Origin of the sequence: Serratia liquefaciens ATCC 27592, assembly GCF_000422085.1 — a bacterium.
In the GTDB taxonomy this organism is placed as follows: domain Bacteria; phylum Pseudomonadota; class Gammaproteobacteria; order Enterobacterales; family Enterobacteriaceae; genus Serratia; species Serratia liquefaciens.
Genome location: NC_021741.1, coordinates 1211346 through 1226868, shown reverse-complemented (window position 1 = coordinate 1226868; position 15523 = coordinate 1211346). Strand labels below are relative to the sequence as shown.

14 protein-coding genes are annotated in these 15523 nt (G+C 56.6%); 1 reads left to right on the top strand and 13 read right to left on the bottom strand.

What is annotated here, in order from left to right; all coding sequences use genetic code 11:
- Nucleotides 1-71: 71 nt before the first annotated feature.
- From odhB to sdhC, 6 genes are all read right to left on the bottom strand, one after another.
- A complete protein-coding gene (gene odhB, locus M495_RS05660; protein ID WP_020825676.1) occupies nt 72-1292 on the bottom strand; it encodes a 2-oxoglutarate dehydrogenase complex dihydrolipoyllysine-residue succinyltransferase in 1221 nt (406 codons plus the stop codon).
- An 11-nt stretch (nt 1293-1303) separates the two neighbouring features.
- Nucleotides 1304-4117, bottom strand: coding sequence for a 2-oxoglutarate dehydrogenase E1 component (gene sucA / locus M495_RS05655; RefSeq protein WP_020825675.1), 2814 nt, complete (start codon nt 4115-4117; stop codon nt 1304-1306).
- A 261-nt stretch (nt 4118-4378) separates the two neighbouring features.
- A complete protein-coding gene (locus M495_RS05650) occupies nt 4379-5095 on the bottom strand; it encodes a succinate dehydrogenase iron-sulfur subunit (protein WP_020825674.1) in 717 nt (238 codons plus the stop codon).
- A 16-nt stretch (nt 5096-5111) separates the two neighbouring features.
- Nucleotides 5112-6878 (bottom strand): succinate dehydrogenase flavoprotein subunit, encoded by a 1767-nt coding sequence (sdhA, locus tag M495_RS05645; RefSeq protein ID WP_020825673.1) that lies wholly within the window; start codon nt 6876-6878, stop codon nt 5112-5114.
- A gap of 1 nt (nt 6879) precedes the next feature.
- Nucleotides 6880-7227 carry a succinate dehydrogenase membrane anchor subunit gene (sdhD, locus tag M495_RS05640; protein WP_020825672.1) on the bottom strand — a complete coding sequence of 116 codons (348 nt, stop codon included), beginning with the start codon at nt 7225-7227 and terminating at the stop codon, nt 6880-6882.
- Nucleotides 7221-7610, bottom strand: a complete 390-nt coding sequence (sdhC, locus tag M495_RS05635) for a succinate dehydrogenase cytochrome b556 subunit (RefSeq protein ID WP_020825671.1) — start codon at nt 7608-7610, stop codon at nt 7221-7223. The genes sdhD and sdhC overlap by 7 nt, the downstream gene beginning before the upstream one ends.
- A gap of 733 nt (nt 7611-8343) precedes the next feature.
- On the opposite strand from sdhC, the gene M495_RS05630 reads away from it, so the two are divergent.
- Nucleotides 8344-9636 carry a citrate synthase gene (locus tag M495_RS05630; RefSeq protein ID WP_020825670.1) on the top strand — a complete coding sequence of 431 codons (1293 nt, stop codon included), beginning with the start codon at nt 8344-8346 and terminating at the stop codon, nt 9634-9636.
- A gap of 57 nt (nt 9637-9693) precedes the next feature.
- Here M495_RS05630 and nei read toward each other — a convergent pair whose 3' ends face one another.
- The 7 genes from nei to pxpB all read right to left on the bottom strand — a co-directional run bounded on the left by nei (nt 9694) and on the right by pxpB (nt 15425).
- Nucleotides 9694-10485, bottom strand: a complete 792-nt coding sequence (gene nei / locus M495_RS05625) for an endonuclease VIII (protein WP_020825669.1) — start codon at nt 10483-10485, stop codon at nt 9694-9696.
- A 57-nt stretch (nt 10486-10542) separates the two neighbouring features.
- Nucleotides 10543-11187 carry a pyroglutamyl-peptidase I gene (gene pcp / locus M495_RS05620; RefSeq protein ID WP_020825668.1) on the bottom strand — a complete coding sequence of 215 codons (645 nt, stop codon included), beginning with the start codon at nt 11185-11187 and terminating at the stop codon, nt 10543-10545.
- 9 nt (nt 11188-11196) lie between these two features.
- Entirely contained in the window at nt 11197-12216 is a 1020-nt protein-coding gene (locus M495_RS05615) for a DUF979 domain-containing protein (RefSeq protein WP_020825667.1), read from the bottom strand.
- Nucleotides 12213-12944: a DUF969 domain-containing protein gene (locus M495_RS05610; protein ID WP_020825666.1), complete on the bottom strand. Its 732-nt coding sequence runs from the start codon at nt 12942-12944 to the stop codon at nt 12213-12215. The genes M495_RS05615 and M495_RS05610 overlap by 4 nt, the downstream gene beginning before the upstream one ends.
- 171 nt (nt 12945-13115) lie before the next feature.
- Nucleotides 13116-13853 carry a 5-oxoprolinase subunit PxpA gene (pxpA, locus tag M495_RS05605; RefSeq protein WP_020825665.1) on the bottom strand — a complete coding sequence of 246 codons (738 nt, stop codon included), beginning with the start codon at nt 13851-13853 and terminating at the stop codon, nt 13116-13118.
- Nucleotides 13843-14775, bottom strand: a complete 933-nt coding sequence (gene pxpC, locus M495_RS05600) for a 5-oxoprolinase subunit PxpC (protein WP_020825664.1) — start codon at nt 14773-14775, stop codon at nt 13843-13845. Before pxpC ends, pxpA begins: the two co-directional genes overlap by 11 nt.
- On the bottom strand, nt 14769-15425 hold the full coding sequence (gene pxpB, locus M495_RS05595; RefSeq protein WP_020825663.1) for a 5-oxoprolinase subunit PxpB: 657 nt from the start codon (nt 15423-15425) through the stop codon (nt 14769-14771). Before pxpB ends, pxpC begins: the two co-directional genes overlap by 7 nt.
- Nucleotides 15426-15523 lie beyond the last annotated feature (98 nt).

Below are 15523 nucleotides of genomic sequence, written 5' to 3'. Positions count from 1 at the left end.
GCTCCTGGGGATTCGCTCCGTTGCCGCCGCGATGCAACTTCAATGATTTAAGATATACGCGCCCATCAGGGTTATACGTCCAGCAGCAGACGAGCCGGATCTTCCAGCATCTCTTTTACCGTCACCAGGTAACCGACGGATTCTTTACCGTCGATCAGGCGGTGATCGTAAGACAGTGCCAGATACATCATTGGCTGGATCACAACCTGGCCTTTAACCGCCATTGGGCGATCTTTAATGGCGTGCATGCCCAGGATGGCGCTCTGCGGTGGGTTGATGATCGGGGTAGACATCAGTGAACCGAATACGCCGCCGTTGGTAATGGTGAAGTTACCGCCGGTCAGCTCTTCCACAGTCAATTTGCCGTCACGGCCTTTAACTGCCAGCTCTTTGATTTTCTTCTCGATGTCCGCCATGCTCATGGTGTCCACGTCACGCAGTACCGGGGTTACCAGGCCACGTGGGGTAGATACCGCAATGCTGATATCGAAGTAGTTGTGGTACACCACGTCGGTACCGTCGATGGAAGCGTTCACTTCCGGGAAGCGTTTCAGGGCTTCAACCACCGCCTTGATGTAGAAGGACATGAAGCCCAGACGTACACCGTGACGTTTTTCGAAGGCTTCACCGTACTGCTTGCGCAGATCCATGATCGGCTGCATGTTGATTTCGTTGAAGGTGGTCAGCATCGCAGTGCTGTTCTTCGCTTCCAACAGGCGCTCGGCCACGCGTTTGCGCAGGCGGGTCATCGGCACGCGTTTTTCGCTGCGGCTGCTCAGAGCAGGCTGCGGTGCGGCTTCAACGGCGGCAGCGGCAGGTTTATCGGCTTTTTTGCCGTTAGCCAGATGCGCTTCCACGTCTTCACGGGTGATACGGCCACCCACGCCGCTGCCTTTGATGGCGGCAGCATCGAGATCGTGTTCGGCAATCAGGCGGCGGATCGCCGGGCTGAGCGCGTCGTTGCTCTCTTCTTCCAGGCTGGCAGTCGCGCGCTGTGCAGGCGTGGCTTCTTTCTCCTGGCTCTTCTCAGCGGTCGGCTTGCCGGAGCTGTCGCCCGGGCGGATGCGGCCTAGCAGTTGGCGAGAAAGCACGGTTGCGCCCTCTTCTTCCACGATCGCATCGAGGATCCCGGCTTCACTTGCCGGAACTTCCAGAACCACTTTGTCAGTTTCGATTTCAACCAGAACTTCGTCACGCTGGACGCTGTCACCTGGTTTCTTGTGCCAGGTGGCTACAGTCGCATCCGCAACCGATTCAGGAAGGTCAGGTACCAGAATATCTACGCTACTCATTTAGCTTTCCCTTAATCTTTAACAATATTCAGCGCGTCATTAACCAGAGCCTGTTGCTGCTTCTGGTGTACGGACATGTAACCGACTGCCGGAGAGGCAGAGGCTGGACGTCCTGCGTAACGTAAAGAAGCCCCGAACGGCACCACTTCACGGAAGTTGTGTTGGCTGCAGTACCAGGCGCCCTGGTTCAGCGGCTCTTCCTGACACCAGACGAAATCATGCACGTGAGCATACTTCTCCAGCACCGCCTGAACGGCCTGATGCGGGAACGGGTACAGCTGCTCGATACGGATGATAGCCACGTCTTTCTGGTCGTTCTTGCGGCGTTGTTCCAGCAGATCGTAATAGACCTTACCGGAGCACATGACCACGCGTTTGACCGCTTTCGGATCCAACTCGTCGATCTCGCCGATAGCCGGCAGGAAGGTGCCGTTAGCCAGCTCTTCCAGAGACGAGGTTGCCAGCGGGTGACGCAGCAGAGATTTCGGCGACATCACCACCAACGGACGGCGCATACCGCGCAGCGCCTGACGACGCAGCATATGGTAGACCTGTGCCGGAGTGGACGGGATGCACACCTGCATGTTCTGCTCAGCACACAGCTGCAGGTAACGTTCCAGACGCGCAGAGGAGTGCTCTGGACCCTGGCCTTCGTAACCGTGCGGCAGCAGCATCACCAGGCCACACATACGGCCCCATTTCTGCTCGCCGGAGCTGATGAACTGGTCGATCACCACCTGAGCGCCGTTGGCGAAGTCACCGAACTGCGCTTCCCAAATGGTCAGGGTGCGCGGTTCTGCGGTGGCGTAACCATATTCGAACGCCAGTACGGCTTCTTCCGACAGCACGGAGTCCCACACTTTGAACTCGCCCTGCCCACTGTGAACATTGGCCAGCGGAACGTAGACCGAACCGTTTTTCTGGTTGTGCACCACAGCGTGACGGTGGAAGAAGGTACCGCGACCGGCGTCTTCGCCGGAAAGGCGAATCGGGATGCCTTCATCGACCATGGTGGCGTAGGCCAGCGTTTCCGCCGCGCCCCAGTCGAACGCTTTGTTGCCTGCCGCCATCTCTGCGCGGTCTGCGTAGATTTTGGCTACGCGTGACTGCATTTCGATCGCTTCCGGCACGGTGCTGATGCGACGGGCCAGTTCCTGCAGGCGCTTCATCTCAACCTTGCTTGGGTACTCTTCATCCCATTCGTGGTTAAGGTACGGCGACCAGGTAAAGCTATGCAGGTTCATCGGACGCCACTCTTCAACCACGCAATCGCCGCGGTCGAGTGCATCACGATACAGGTTGACCATTTCCGTGGCATCTTCCAGGCTGGCGACTTTTTGTTCGGTCAGCACGTCAGCATAAAGCTTGCGCGGCGTAGGGTGTTTTTTGATCTTCTGGTACATCACCGGCTGGGTTGCACTTGGCTCATCGGCCTCGTTATGCCCATGGCGACGGTAGCAGACCAGATCGATCATCACGTCACGTTTGAAGGTGTTACGGAAATCCAACGCCAGGCGGGTCACAAAGGCCACCGCTTCCGGATCGTCAGCATTTACGTGGAAGATCGGCGACTGCACCATCTTGGCAATGTCAGTACAATATTCGGTAGAACGCGCATCCAACGGGTTGGAGGTAGTGAAACCAACCTGGTTGTTGATCACGATACGCACCGTGCCGCCCACTTCGTAGCCGCGAGCCTGCGACATGTTCAGGGTTTCCTGAACCACGCCCTGGCCGGTAATGGCGGCGTCACCGTGGATGGTGATTGGCAGTACCATATTGCTGCGCGCTTCGTCCAGACGGTCACGACGAGCACGAACTGAGCCCATGACCACCGGGCTGACGATCTCCAGGTGCGACGGGTTAAACGCCAGCGCCAGGTGAACCATGCCGCCTTCGGTTTCTACGTCGGAGGAGAAGCCCTGGTGATATTTAACGTCACCGGTGCCGAGGTGTTCTTTATGCTTGCCGGCAAACTCGTCGAACAGATCGGCAGGTTTTTTGCCCAGTACGTTGATCAACACGTTCAGACGGCCGCGGTGGGCCATGCCCAATACCACTTCGCGCGTACCGTTCTTACCGGCGTGACGCACCATCTCTTTGAGCATCGGTACCAGCGCATCGCCACCTTCCAGCGAGAAGCGTTTCGCCCCTGGGAATTTGGCACCGAGGTAACGCTCCAGACCTTCCGCTGCGGTCAGTTCGTTCAGGAAGCGGCGTTTCTCATCATCGGTAAAGCTGGCGTGCCCCACCACCGATTCAATACGCTGCTGGATCCAGCGTTTCTCTTCAGTGTTGGTAATGTGCATGTATTCCGCACCGATCGAGCCGCAGTAAGTCTGCTTCAGCGCGGCATACAGGTCGCCCAGCTTCATGGTTTCTTTGCCGATAGCGAAAGAACCCACGTTGAAGGTTTCCTGGAAGTCGGCTTCGGTCAGGTTGTGATAGGCGGGTTCAAGGTCAGGAACTTGCTCACGCTGCCACAGACCGAGCGGATCGAGGTTGGCATGCTGATGTCCGCGGAAACGGAAGGCGTTAATCAGCTGCAGTACCTTGACCTGTTTGGCATCGGTGTCTGGGTCGTTGATGGTGGTGTTGTAACGCGCGGAGTCTTTCGCCAGGCGGCGGAAGTAGTCACGCGTTTGAGAGTGAAGCTGATCGGGTTTTACACCCGCGGTTGGTAGCTGTTGAAAAATGGAACGCCAGCTATCTTCAACGGAGCCCGGATCGGTTAAGAAGTCTTCATAGAGCTGTTCTATGTAAGACTGGTTCGCGCCCGCCAGATAGGAGGAATCCAGCCAGGCCTTCATTGCGCCGTTCTGCATCATGATCCCTTAAGCTTTGAAGCTTTAGTTTTCGCCGTGGTTAACATAATTACCGTGATGGATACGGTTTGCCGTAGAAACGGTTCACTCGACGTACTTTTACGGTACGTTCTGCTATGGACCTTGCGGTCCCTTACAAGGAACCTCTAAAAACCGGCGGGTGAACCTGGCTGCATAGTGCCGCAGCCACGGGTCAGTTTTTAGAGGCTCCCTCCTTTGTGATGTGCGCCGGAAACTGCCCGGCGCAGCATCTCATTCCGCTTATGCGCCGCGTTGCAGCAGCATAGACTTGATATGACCGATAGCACGCGTCGGGTTCAAGCCTTTAGGACATACACTGACACAATTCATAATGCTATGGCAGCGGAAAACACTGAAAGCGTCGTCTAGATCGTCTAAACGTTCTTCGGTTTCCGTGTCGCGGCTGTCAATCAGGAAGCGGTATGCCGCCAGCAGGCCAGCCGGGCCAATGAATTTGTCCGGGTTCCACCAGAATGACGGGCAAGAGGTCGAACAACAAGCGCATAAAATGCACTCATAAAGTCCGTCCAGCTTGGCGCGCTGCTCTGGCGATTGCAGGTGTTCACGCGCCGGCGGGTTCTTGCCGTCGTTCTGCAGGTAAGGTTTGATCTTTTCATACTGGGTGTAGAACTGACCCATATCCACCACCAGATCGCGCACTACCGGCAAGCCAGGCAGCGGGCGGATCACAATCTTGTTGTTGCCTTTACGCAGCGACGAGATCGGGGTGATGCATGCCAGGCCGTTTTTACCGTTCATGTTGATCCCGTCGGAACCACAAACGCCTTCGCGGCAGGAACGACGGAACGACAGGCTAGGATCTTTTTCTTTCAGCAGGATCAAGGCATCCAGCAACATCATGTCGCGACCTTCTTCCGCTTCCAGGCTGTAATCCTGCATGTGCGGAGCGTCATCAACATCCGGATTGTAGCGATAAATTGAAAATTCGAGTTTCATCAATCGATCTCCGCAATTAGTAAGAACGCACTTTCGGCGGGAATGCCGGGCGCAGCTTCGGTTGCATGTTCACTTCACGACGCGTCATGCTTTCCGATTGCGGCTGATACAGCGAGTGACACAGCCAGTTGGCGTCATCACGTTCCGGGAAGTCGAAGCGGCTGTGTGCGCCACGGCTTTCGGTACGGAAGTTGGCCGACACGGCGGTGGAAAACGCGGTCTCCATCAGGTTATCCAACTCCAGGCATTCGATGCGCTGGGTGTTGAACTCGCTGGAGGTATCGTCCAGACGTGCGTTCTTCAGACGTTCACGGATCACTTTCAGCTCTTCCAGGCCTTTCGCCATCGCATCGCCTTCGCGGAATACCGAGAAGTTGTGCTGCATGCAGGCTTGAAGCGCCTTACGGATTTCGACCGGATCTTCACCGGAACGGGTGTTGTTCCAGCGGTTCAGACGATCCAGCGACGCCTCTACATCAGAATCGCTGGCATCACGGCTTTCGCCCTGCTCCGCCAGAGACTCATGCAAATGCATGCCGGCGGCACGACCGAACACCACCAGGTCCAGCAACGAGTTGCCGCCCAGACGGTTGGCACCGTGCACTGAAACGCAGGCAATTTCGCCCACGGCGAACAGACCCGGGATCACCACGTCTTCGCCTTTTTCGTTCACGGTCAACGCCTGGCCGGTCACTTTGGTCGGAATACCGCCCATCATGTAGTGGCAGGTTGGGATAACCGGAATCGGCTCTTTCACCGGGTCGACGTGCGCGAAGGTGCGCGACAGTTCCAGAATGCCCGGCAGACGGGATTCCAGCACTTCTTTGCCCAGGTGATCCAGCTTCAGCTTCACGTGTGGGCCCCATGGACCGTCACAGCCGCGGCCTTCGCGGATTTCAATCATGATAGAACGGGCTACGACGTCACGGCCCGCCAGGTCTTTGGCGTTCGGCGCATAGCGCTCCATGAAACGCTCGCCGTGTTTGTTCAGCAGATAACCGCCTTCGCCACGGCAACCTTCGGTCACCAATACCCCGGCGCCGGCGATGCCGGTCGGGTGGAACTGCCACATTTCCATGTCCTGCACCGGCACGCCGGCGCGCAGCGCCATGCCGACACCGTCGCCGGTGTTGATATGGGCGTTGGTGGTGGACTGGTAAATACGGCCCGCACCGCCAGTCGCCAGCACGGTGGCCTTGGCTTTGAAGTAAACCACTTCACCGGTTTCGATGCAGATAGCCGTGGTGCCAACCACTGCGCCATCCTGGTTTTTCACCAGATCCAGCGCATACCACTCGGAGAAGATAGTGGTGTGGTTTTTCAAATTCTGTTGGTACAGGGTGTGCAGCAACGCGTGACCGGTACGGTCAGCCGCCGCAGCGGTGCGTGCCGCCTGTGCGCCACCGAAGTTCAGTGACTGGCCGCCGAACGGACGCTGATAAATGCGGCCTTCGTCCGTACGGGAGAACGGCAGGCCCATATGTTCCAGCTCCAGAACCGCTTCCGGGCCGGTTTTACACATATATTCAATGGCGTCCTGGTCACCGATATAATCGGAACCTTTCACCGTGTCATACATATGCCATTCCCAGTTATCATCGTGGTTGTTACCCAGCGCAACGGTGATACCGCCCTGCGCAGACACGGTATGGGAACGGGTCGGGAATACTTTGGACAGCAGGGCACAGCTGGAGCCTGCTTGAGAAATTTGCAGTGCCGCGCGCATACCTGCGCCGCCTGCACCGATAACTACAGCATCAAATTCTCTGATCGGCAGTTTCATCTTATGCACCCCACACTACGATTGTTCCGTACAGTAAATAGACCAGCAACACGACAACAATCGCCAGTTGCAACACCAGACGTACCGCCAAAGGTTTGACGTAATCCGTCAATACCTGCCACAAACCGACCCAGGCGTGAACCAGAATCGACAGCAGCGTCAGCAGAGTGAACACTTTCGTAATAGAGGTGGCGAAGAAGCCGCGCCAGATTTCGTAGGTGAGATCCGGAGCCGTAACGAAGAAGCCCAGGATATACAGAACATACAGGGTGATGACGATAGCGGAAGCACGCAGTAACAACCAGTCGTGTACGCCGTTGCGTCCTAATGCAGAAACATTGTTTACCATACGAGGACTCCAGCCAGAACTGACAGCACGACGGTCAGACCGATCGCCACCTGGGCAGAACGGGTACCGGCAGCTAAACTCTCTTCGATATAGCCAAAATCCATTAACAAGTGGCGAATACCACCGCAAATGTGATAGGCCAGCGCCGTGAGGATGCCCCAGAATATGAATTTGACAACGAAGCTATTCATGATGGCGGCAGCCTGCATGAACCCCTCTTGAGAAGAGAGAGACAGGCCCAGCAGCCAGAGGAGGATACCCACGGCAACGAAGGTAATTACGCCAGAGACTCGGTGTAAGATGGACGCTATCGCAGTTACGGGAAACCGGATCGTTTGCAGATCCAGGTTGACAGGTCTTTGTTTTTTCACGTTTTTGCCCACACAGCTCTTATTATTTTCCTTCCTCCGGCCTGGGCGGGGATCAGACAGCGTTAAGAGCCAAAACCCTCACACGTCACGCGCTCAAACAACAACATCCTCTGTGCTTAAACGGCGCGTAGTTATAACGCTGGGTGCTCCTACTTCAGGGTATCCCGGAGACCTGGCGGCAGTATAGGAGGATCACATTCTGATTACAATTCCCATACAATCCCTTTGGTAACATTTCCCCCGAACAGTGATTTAGATCACGAATTTCACAATTGGCACAAAATTAATTATCTGATTTGACAAGAGATCAACAATTCCATTACATATAGGGGCACAAACGGTCCTATGATGCGCTATAGGTCAGCAGATACACTTCCCCCTGTGTTCAAGATATGCAACAGTGTATTTGGCAGAACCTATCCCAATAGCGGTTTTTGCCGGACATGTTTGCAGCAGTTCGCCGCAGATTAAACAAAATAAGGCATATAAAACAGTTTATTGGGATAGGTTCAACAACCCCCGAACACGTCGTAGGTAAGATTAACAGAATATAACGAATTCCGATGAATCGTTAACAACTGGTCACCCGCCTCGTTCGCCTGGTTAGCACTCTGTACCCTACCCGCGCATTTGCGCAGTCGCTCACAGAGTTAGCGTCCGCACCATTTTTTGCGGGCAACCTGAGGAGAATTAAGGTATTTCAGTTGTTAGAGGTTTTTAAAATAAGGCGCTAAGGAGACAGTAAATGACTGATAAGAAAGCGACGCTAACCATTAATGATGGTGAAGCTCCAATCGAACTGGGCGTATTATCCCCGACACTGGGCCCCGATGTCCTCGATGTCCGCGCCCTGGGCTCCAAAGGTTATTTCACGTTTGATCCCGGCTTTACCTCTACCGCTTCCTGCGAATCAAAAATCACCTTTATCGACGGTGACAAAGGCGTGCTGCTGCACCGCGGTTTCCCGATTGAACAGCTGGCGAAAGAGTCTTCTTACCTGGAAGTGTGCTACATCCTGCTGTACGGCGAGACCCCAACCGCAGAAGAGTTCGAAACCTTTAAAACAACCGTAACCCGCCACACCATGATCCACGACCAGATTACCCATCTGTTCCGTGGTTTCCGCCGCGACTCACACCCAATGGCAGTACTGTGCGGCGTGACCGGTGCCCTGGCGGCGTTCTACCACGATGCGCTGGACGTCAACAACGAGCGTCACCGCGAGATCACCGCGTTCCGCCTGCTGTCCAAAATGCCTACCGTGGCGGCCATGTGTTACAAATATTCCCTGGGCCAGCCGTTCGTTTATCCACGTAATGACCTGTCCTACGCCGGTAACTTCCTGCACATGATGTTCGCAACCCCGTGTGAAGAATACGTGGTGAACCCTGTGCTGGAACGCGCAATGGATCGCATCCTGATCCTGCACGCAGACCACGAGCAGAACGCTTCCACTTCTACCGTACGTACCGCAGGTTCTTCAGGCGCTAACCCGTTTGCCTGTATCGCGGCCGGTATCGCCTCCCTGTGGGGGCCGGCACACGGCGGCGCCAACGAAGCCGCGCTGAAAATGCTGGAAGAGATCAAAACCGTTGAGCACATCCCTGAGTTTATCAAGCGCGCCAAGGACAAGAACGACTCCTTCCGCCTGATGGGCTTTGGCCACCGCGTGTACAAGAACTACGACCCACGCGCCACCGTGATGCGCGAAACCTGTCACGAAGTGCTGAAAGAACTGAACAAGAAGGACGACAACCTGCTGGAAGTGGCGATGGAGCTGGAACACATCGCGCTGAACGACCCGTACTTCATCGAGAAGAAGCTGTACCCGAACGTCGACTTCTACTCAGGTATCATTCTGAAGGCAATGGGTATTCCTTCATCCATGTTCACCGTAATCTTCGCCATCGCCCGTACCATCGGCTGGATTGCACACTGGAACGAAATGCACGACGAAGGCATCAAAATTGCCCGTCCGCGCCAGCTGTACACCGGCTATGCCGAACGCGATTTCAAATCCCAGGTGAAAAACAAATAACGCCGCTTTACCCTACATAAAGCAGCACAAGCCGCCCGATGGGCGGCTTTTTTTTTGCTATTTCTGACAGCCTGGGCACCAATAAAACGGCCGCGACGACAACGAGGTACGGACGATCATCGCGCCGCAACGTTCACAGGGTTCACCGCTGCGGTGAAACACCTTGAAACTGAATAACGCGCCGTGATGACGGTTCTCATCCACCTGCCCGCGAGTCTGGTAAGACAGCCTCGGTACCGCCAGCAGGGCCTTTGCCAGCCGTTGCAAAGCCTCCGGTGACAGATCCTGCGGCTTATGCTGCGGTGCCAGTTCGGCCTGCCAGAGAATTTCGGCACGCAGGTAATTGCCCAGCCCGGCGAGAAACGCCTGATCGAGCAACATGCCACCCAGTTGCCTGCGACGAAACCTCGGCGACAACAGTCGCTGTTCTACCGCGGTTTCCGTCAGCGTCATATCCAGCACGTCGGGGCCGATACGTTGCAAAAACGGATGCTGTTCAATTTCTTCGCGCGGCCCCAGGGTAATATCTGACGCGCTGTACAACAGAATTGCCCGCTCCGCCGTTTCCAGCCGTACGCGCAGATCCCGTTTGGTTTCAGGCGTTTCCCCCGCGTTCACCACCTTCCACACGCCATACAATTGGTTATGGCTATAAAGCGTCAGCCCATTGGAAAAGTGGGTCAGTAACGCCTTGCCGCGCGGTTCGATAGCAATGATCCGCTCACCGATTAACCTGTCGCGATAGTGTTTAAGCTGGGGAAAGGCAAAACCGACGTCGGTCAGCGGCTGGTCGATCACCGCCTCTGCCAATGCATCTGCCGCCCGGCGAATCTCCGGTCCTTCCGGCATAGAATCACTCCTGAGTAGCCCCCGACGCGACAAACCGCGCCGGGGTAAAAACGGCGATTAATGCGTCGCGCCACCGACGACTTTCAAATCGTGTTCAACCTGCAGCGCAATGGAAACGGCCAATTCCAGCGCAAACAGGACCGTGGTTGCCGCCATACTGGGGGCACCAGGATGGGCAGCAGCCTGCTCCGGTAGATAAGGGATATGAATGAACCCGCCCTTGATCGCCTGCTGTTTGCTCAAACGGTGCAACAAGCCGTACATCACATGGTTGCAAACGTAGGTGCCGGCCGTTTGCGATACCGAAGCAGGGATACCCGCTTCACGCATCGCCTCGACCATAGCCTTGACGGGCAAGGTACTGAAATAGGCCGCAGGCCCCTTTTCAACGATAGGCTCGTCTATCGGCTGCTGCCCCTGATTATCCGGAATACGCGCATCGTCGATATTGATTGCCACGCGTTCCAGCGTAATGTCAGTCCGTCCACCGGCCTGGCCGATAGCTAACACCATCACTGGCTGCACGTCATCAATCGCCTCATTGAGCGCTTCCAGCGCCGCGCCGAATACGCAGGGCAGCTGGCGCGCAATAATGCGCGCGCCGGAAAGCTCCATATCATTGAGTTGCTTTACCACTTCCCACGAAGGATTAACGCGCTCGCCGCCAAAGGGCTCAAAGCCCGTGATCAATACCTTTTGCATGCGTTCTCCTTAAAGGAACATCAGGAAATAAAGCAGGAACACGTTCACCAGCAGCAGCAGCACCCCGGTCGGTACCTGCGCCTTGATCACCGCATTCTTGTCCGGCAATTCCAGCAACGCCGCCGGTACAATATTAAAGTTAGCAGCCATTGGCGTCATCAGCGTGCCGCAATAGCCGGAAAACATGCCGATGGCCGCCATCACAGCCGGGTTACCACCGTGTTGCAGCACCAGGATCGGGATACCGATACCGGCGGTGACGATAGGGAAAGCAGCAAAGGCGTTACCCATCACCATGGTCAGCAGCGCCATACCGATGGCATAAACCGCCACCGCGATAAAGCGGTTATCCACCGCCAGATACTCTTGAGTCAGATGAGAGATGGCGGTACCGACGCCTGCGGAGGTAAACAGCAGGCCCAGCGTGGCGAGGATTTGCGGCAAAATAAACGCCCAACCGATGGAGTCCAGCAGGCGGCGCGCTTCCTGAATCGGCTGCAGCGCTTTCTCATGGGTCATTTTCACCGCAATGACCAACCCCAGCAAACAACCGACGGTCATCGAGAACAGAGTAATCAAGGTTGCGTGGTTACCGCTGCCGAATACCGCCGTTTGCAATGCCGGAATATTGTTGAACAGCAGCACGCCAACCACCGTCACCACCGGGATGGCCAGCGCCGGAATAAACAGCCGGTTACCCAGACGTTTCGCGCTCTCTTCGCGCTGCTGTGGGGTGCGTTGATGATAGCTCCCCAGACGCACACCGCCAAAGCCGGCGATCAACGCCATCACCACGACCACCACGCCGACGATAATATGCAGCATGCGTTTTTCGTTGCTGCCCTCCCCCAGCACGTCGCCCAACAGGCTATAGGTCCAGTCGCCAACCAGGAACACCACACCGTACAACGCCCAGAACAAACCGGTGGTAATACGCCGCGGGTTGGCGCGATCGCGGAACGACATCACGGCGACAATCAGCAGCACCACGCCGGCCAGCCAATAGAGATATTGTTGTTGGAAAGTCATTGGGCATCTCCTTTGGCCTGCAGTGCCGCCTGATTAAGCTGCGACAATTCAGCGCTGAGCTGCTTATCCATCCGGTAAAGTCGAAACGCATGGATCAGGAAGGCGAAGATAGCGGTGGGAATGCCCCACAAGGCGATATGCAGCGGCTCGGTCTGGATACCGCCGGATTCCAGCATAAAGTTGTGCATGAAGATGATCGCGCCGAAGGCCACAAAAATGTCTTCGCCAAAGAATAACCCGACGTTATCCGTCGCGGCAGACATGGCACGCAGGCGGTGACGCGTACGCTCCGGCAGCTCACCGTAACGGTTTTCCGCAGCCCCTTCCGCCATGGGTGCTAACAGCGGACGCACCATTTGTGGGTGCCCGCCCAGGCTGGTCAGCCCCATGGCGGCAGTAATTTCACGCACGAACAGATAGACGATCAACAAACGTCCAGCGGTGGCGCTTTTGATTTTGGCGATCCATGCCTGTGCACGCTCTTTCAAACCGTGGCGTTCCAGCAAACCGATCACCGCCAACGGCAGCAGCAGGATCAGCGGCAGGTTACGGGTATTCAAGAAGCCCTCACCGAGTTTTTCCAGGATCACATCCAGCGGCATCAATGCCGCCAGCCCGGTGATAATGCCGGCGACAATCACCACCAGCACGGGGTTAAAGCGTAAAACAAACCCGACCACGATGGCGGCAATGCCAATCAGTGGCCATAAGTTAACAACCTGTTCCATAGCGCCTTCCTTTTCCCCCTCGTCTTTCAAGCCACAGCGTTGTTAGCTGCATGGGCAAACGCCAGTCACTTACTTAAGTAAGCTCCTGGAGATTTACCCCCTTGCTGCCTAGCGGTGACTCGAAATCCATTGGGTATTATTGTGTTGTGTGTTGTGTATATTTAATTATTTTTATTCTGCGCTGACGTTAATGCCTTCCACGGCAAAACGTTGGCGCAGCGTGCGCGCGTATTCCAGCGCATGTTCACCGTCGCCATGCAGGCAGACGGTTTCGGCCCGAACGGCGGCCCAGGTGCCGTCCAGAGTGCGAACCCGATGGTGGCGTACCATTTCCAGCGTTTGCGCCAGCGCCAGTTCGTCGCTGGTAATCAAAGCCCCTGGCTGGCCCCGTGGTACCAGCGTGCCATCGGCCTGATAACCGCGATCGGCAAAGACCTCTTGTCGCGTCGCCAAACCTTGCTTTTCACCGGCGCGGATCAGTTCGCTGCCCGCCAGCCCCACCAGGCGCAAAGCCGGATCGACTGCTTTAACCGCGCGGGCAATGGCTTCCGCCAGCGCCGGCTCCACGGCCGCCTGGTTGTACAACATGCCGTGCGGCTTCACGTGCACCATTACCCCGCCTTCTGCACGGGCAATCGCCGCCAGCGCACCGAGCTGATACACCACCTGCGCATACACCGTTTCCGGCGGCAACTGCATGCGGGTACGACCAAAGTTCTCGCGATCGGGAAAACTCGGATGCGCGCCAATCGCCACGCCGTACTGCAGCGCCCAACGCACCGACTGGCGCATGGTTTGCGCATCTCCGGCGTGAAAACCGCAGGCGATATTGGCCGAACTGACCAATTGCAGCAGCGCCTGATCGTTAGCGCAGCCCTCGCCAAGATCGGCATTCAAATCAACGTTCATCTAACCCCCAGGCAATCTGTTGGATAAAGTGCTCCTGTTCGGCCTTGGCGCGCTGCGCCTGGGCCAGGGTACAGGGTACAAAGTGGATAGCTTCGCCCAGACGGATTTGCGCCAAATGATAGAGATCGGCTTCGATCACGCAGGCAATGCGCGGATAACCACCGGTAGTTTGAGCATCGGCCATCAACACGATAGGCTGACCGTTATGCGGCACCTGCACCACGCCCGGCAACAGGCCATGCGACAACATTTCGCGTTCGGTGGTACGGTTCAGCGCGCTGCTGCCGTGCAAGCGGTAGCCCATGCGGTTGCTCTGCGGGCTCAGTTGCCAGGCAGTACGCCAGAAAAACTCCTTCGCCTCTTCGCTGAATTCGTCATATTCCGGCCCCGGCAAGGCCCGGATACGGTTGTTAAACAACAGTTGTTTCACGCCGGTGCTTTGCTTTTGCAATTCGCGCCCCGCTCCCAACGGCAGGCAGTCGCCATCTCGCAGGTTACGCCCTTCCAGCCCGCCAAAAGCGGCTTTGTTGTCGGTGCTGCGTGAGCCGAGTATTTCTGGCACGGCGATACCACCGTCTATCGCCAGATAGCTGCGCATGCCACGTTTTGGCATTTTCAACATCAGCTGTTGGCCCGCACTGACCTGATAACGCCAGCCGGTCCACAGCGGCTTGCCGTCCAGTTGCGCATCACAACCGGCGCCGGTCAGCGCGATCCAGCCTGGCCGGGCAAATTCGGCGCTAAATTGCCCGAGGGTGATTTCCAGCCCGGCGGCATTCGTATCGTTACCCACCAGCAGGTTGGCGATCCTCAACGCGGGTTCGTCGAGCGCGCCGCCCTGGCTGACGCCCAGACGACGGAAACCGTTACGGCCCAAATCCTGCACCGTGGTGTAAATGCCCGCACGCAGGATCTTCAGCATACGCCCTCCTTCTGTGGCACAAACCGCACGCTGTCGCCAGGGCGCAGCAGGGTCGGCGGCATTTCATAGGGATTAAACAACGCCAGAGGTGTACGGCCAATCAACTGCCAGCCGCCGGGGGTCACCAGCGGATAAATACCGGTCTGACTGCCACCGATACCCACGGAGCCAGCCGCCACCGACAGGCGCGGTTCGGCACGGCGCGGCGTTGCCAACTTGTCCGGCATGCCGCCCATGTAGGAGAAACCAGGTTGAAAACCAAGGAAATAGACTACGTAATCCGCAGAGGAGTGACACTCCACCACCTGCTGCGGAGTCATGCCGGTGTGGCGCGCTACCTCATCCAGATCGGGCCCGTCCTGGCCGCCGTAGATCACCGGAATATCCACCTGACGTGATTCCGGCACCAGGATCTCCTCGCTGTCCCATCCCTGTTGCAACAGCGCTAACATCATTTCGGCGTCGGCCTGCGGCGTCTTAAGCAGCAGCGTAAGGTTGTTCATGCCGGGCACCACTTCGCGCACGTCGGGATGATGATTCAGCTTTTCGGCCAGCGCCCAAATCCGCTGCTGGCTTGGCAGCGTCACCGGCGGCGACAGTTCAAGCACTACCGCGCGTTCACCTAACAGGTAACATCGTGCTCGTTGCACCCTTTTCTCCTTATTATTATCGCGATGAAAACACATCAGTTATGCGCGACAGCGCTCCGGCTGTCAATAGAACAACCTTCGAGAAAATAAGGGATTAG

Bases quoted from the DNA above. Each gene is read 5' to 3' on its own strand.
- odhB (WP_020825676.1), bottom strand. From the start codon at position 1,292: ATGAGTAGCGTAGATATTCTGGTACCTGACCTTCCTGAATCGGTTGCG.
- sucA (WP_020825675.1), bottom strand. From the start codon at position 4,117: ATGCAGAACGGCGCAATGAAGGCCTGGCTGGATTCCTCCTATCTGGCG.
- M495_RS05650 (WP_020825674.1), bottom strand. From the start codon at position 5,095: ATGAAACTCGAATTTTCAATTTATCGCTACAATCCGGATGTTGATGAC.
- sdhA (WP_020825673.1), bottom strand. From the start codon at position 6,878: ATGAAACTGCCGATCAGAGAATTTGATGCTGTAGTTATCGGTGCAGGC.
- sdhD (WP_020825672.1), bottom strand. From the start codon at position 7,227: ATGGTAAACAATGTTTCTGCATTAGGACGCAACGGCGTACACGACTGG.
- M495_RS05630 (WP_020825670.1), top strand. From the start codon at position 8,344: ATGACTGATAAGAAAGCGACGCTAACCATTAATGATGGTGAAGCTCCA.
- nei (WP_020825669.1), bottom strand. From the start codon at position 10,485: ATGCCGGAAGGACCGGAGATTCGCCGGGCGGCAGATGCATTGGCAGAG.
- pcp (WP_020825668.1), bottom strand. From the start codon at position 11,187: ATGCAAAAGGTATTGATCACGGGCTTTGAGCCCTTTGGCGGCGAGCGC.
- M495_RS05615 (WP_020825667.1), bottom strand. From the start codon at position 12,216: ATGACTTTCCAACAACAATATCTCTATTGGCTGGCCGGCGTGGTGCTG.
- M495_RS05610 (WP_020825666.1), bottom strand. From the start codon at position 12,944: ATGGAACAGGTTGTTAACTTATGGCCACTGATTGGCATTGCCGCCATC.
- pxpA (WP_020825665.1), bottom strand. From the start codon at position 13,853: ATGAACGTTGATTTGAATGCCGATCTTGGCGAGGGCTGCGCTAACGAT.
- pxpC (WP_020825664.1), bottom strand. From the start codon at position 14,775: ATGCTGAAGATCCTGCGTGCGGGCATTTACACCACGGTGCAGGATTTG.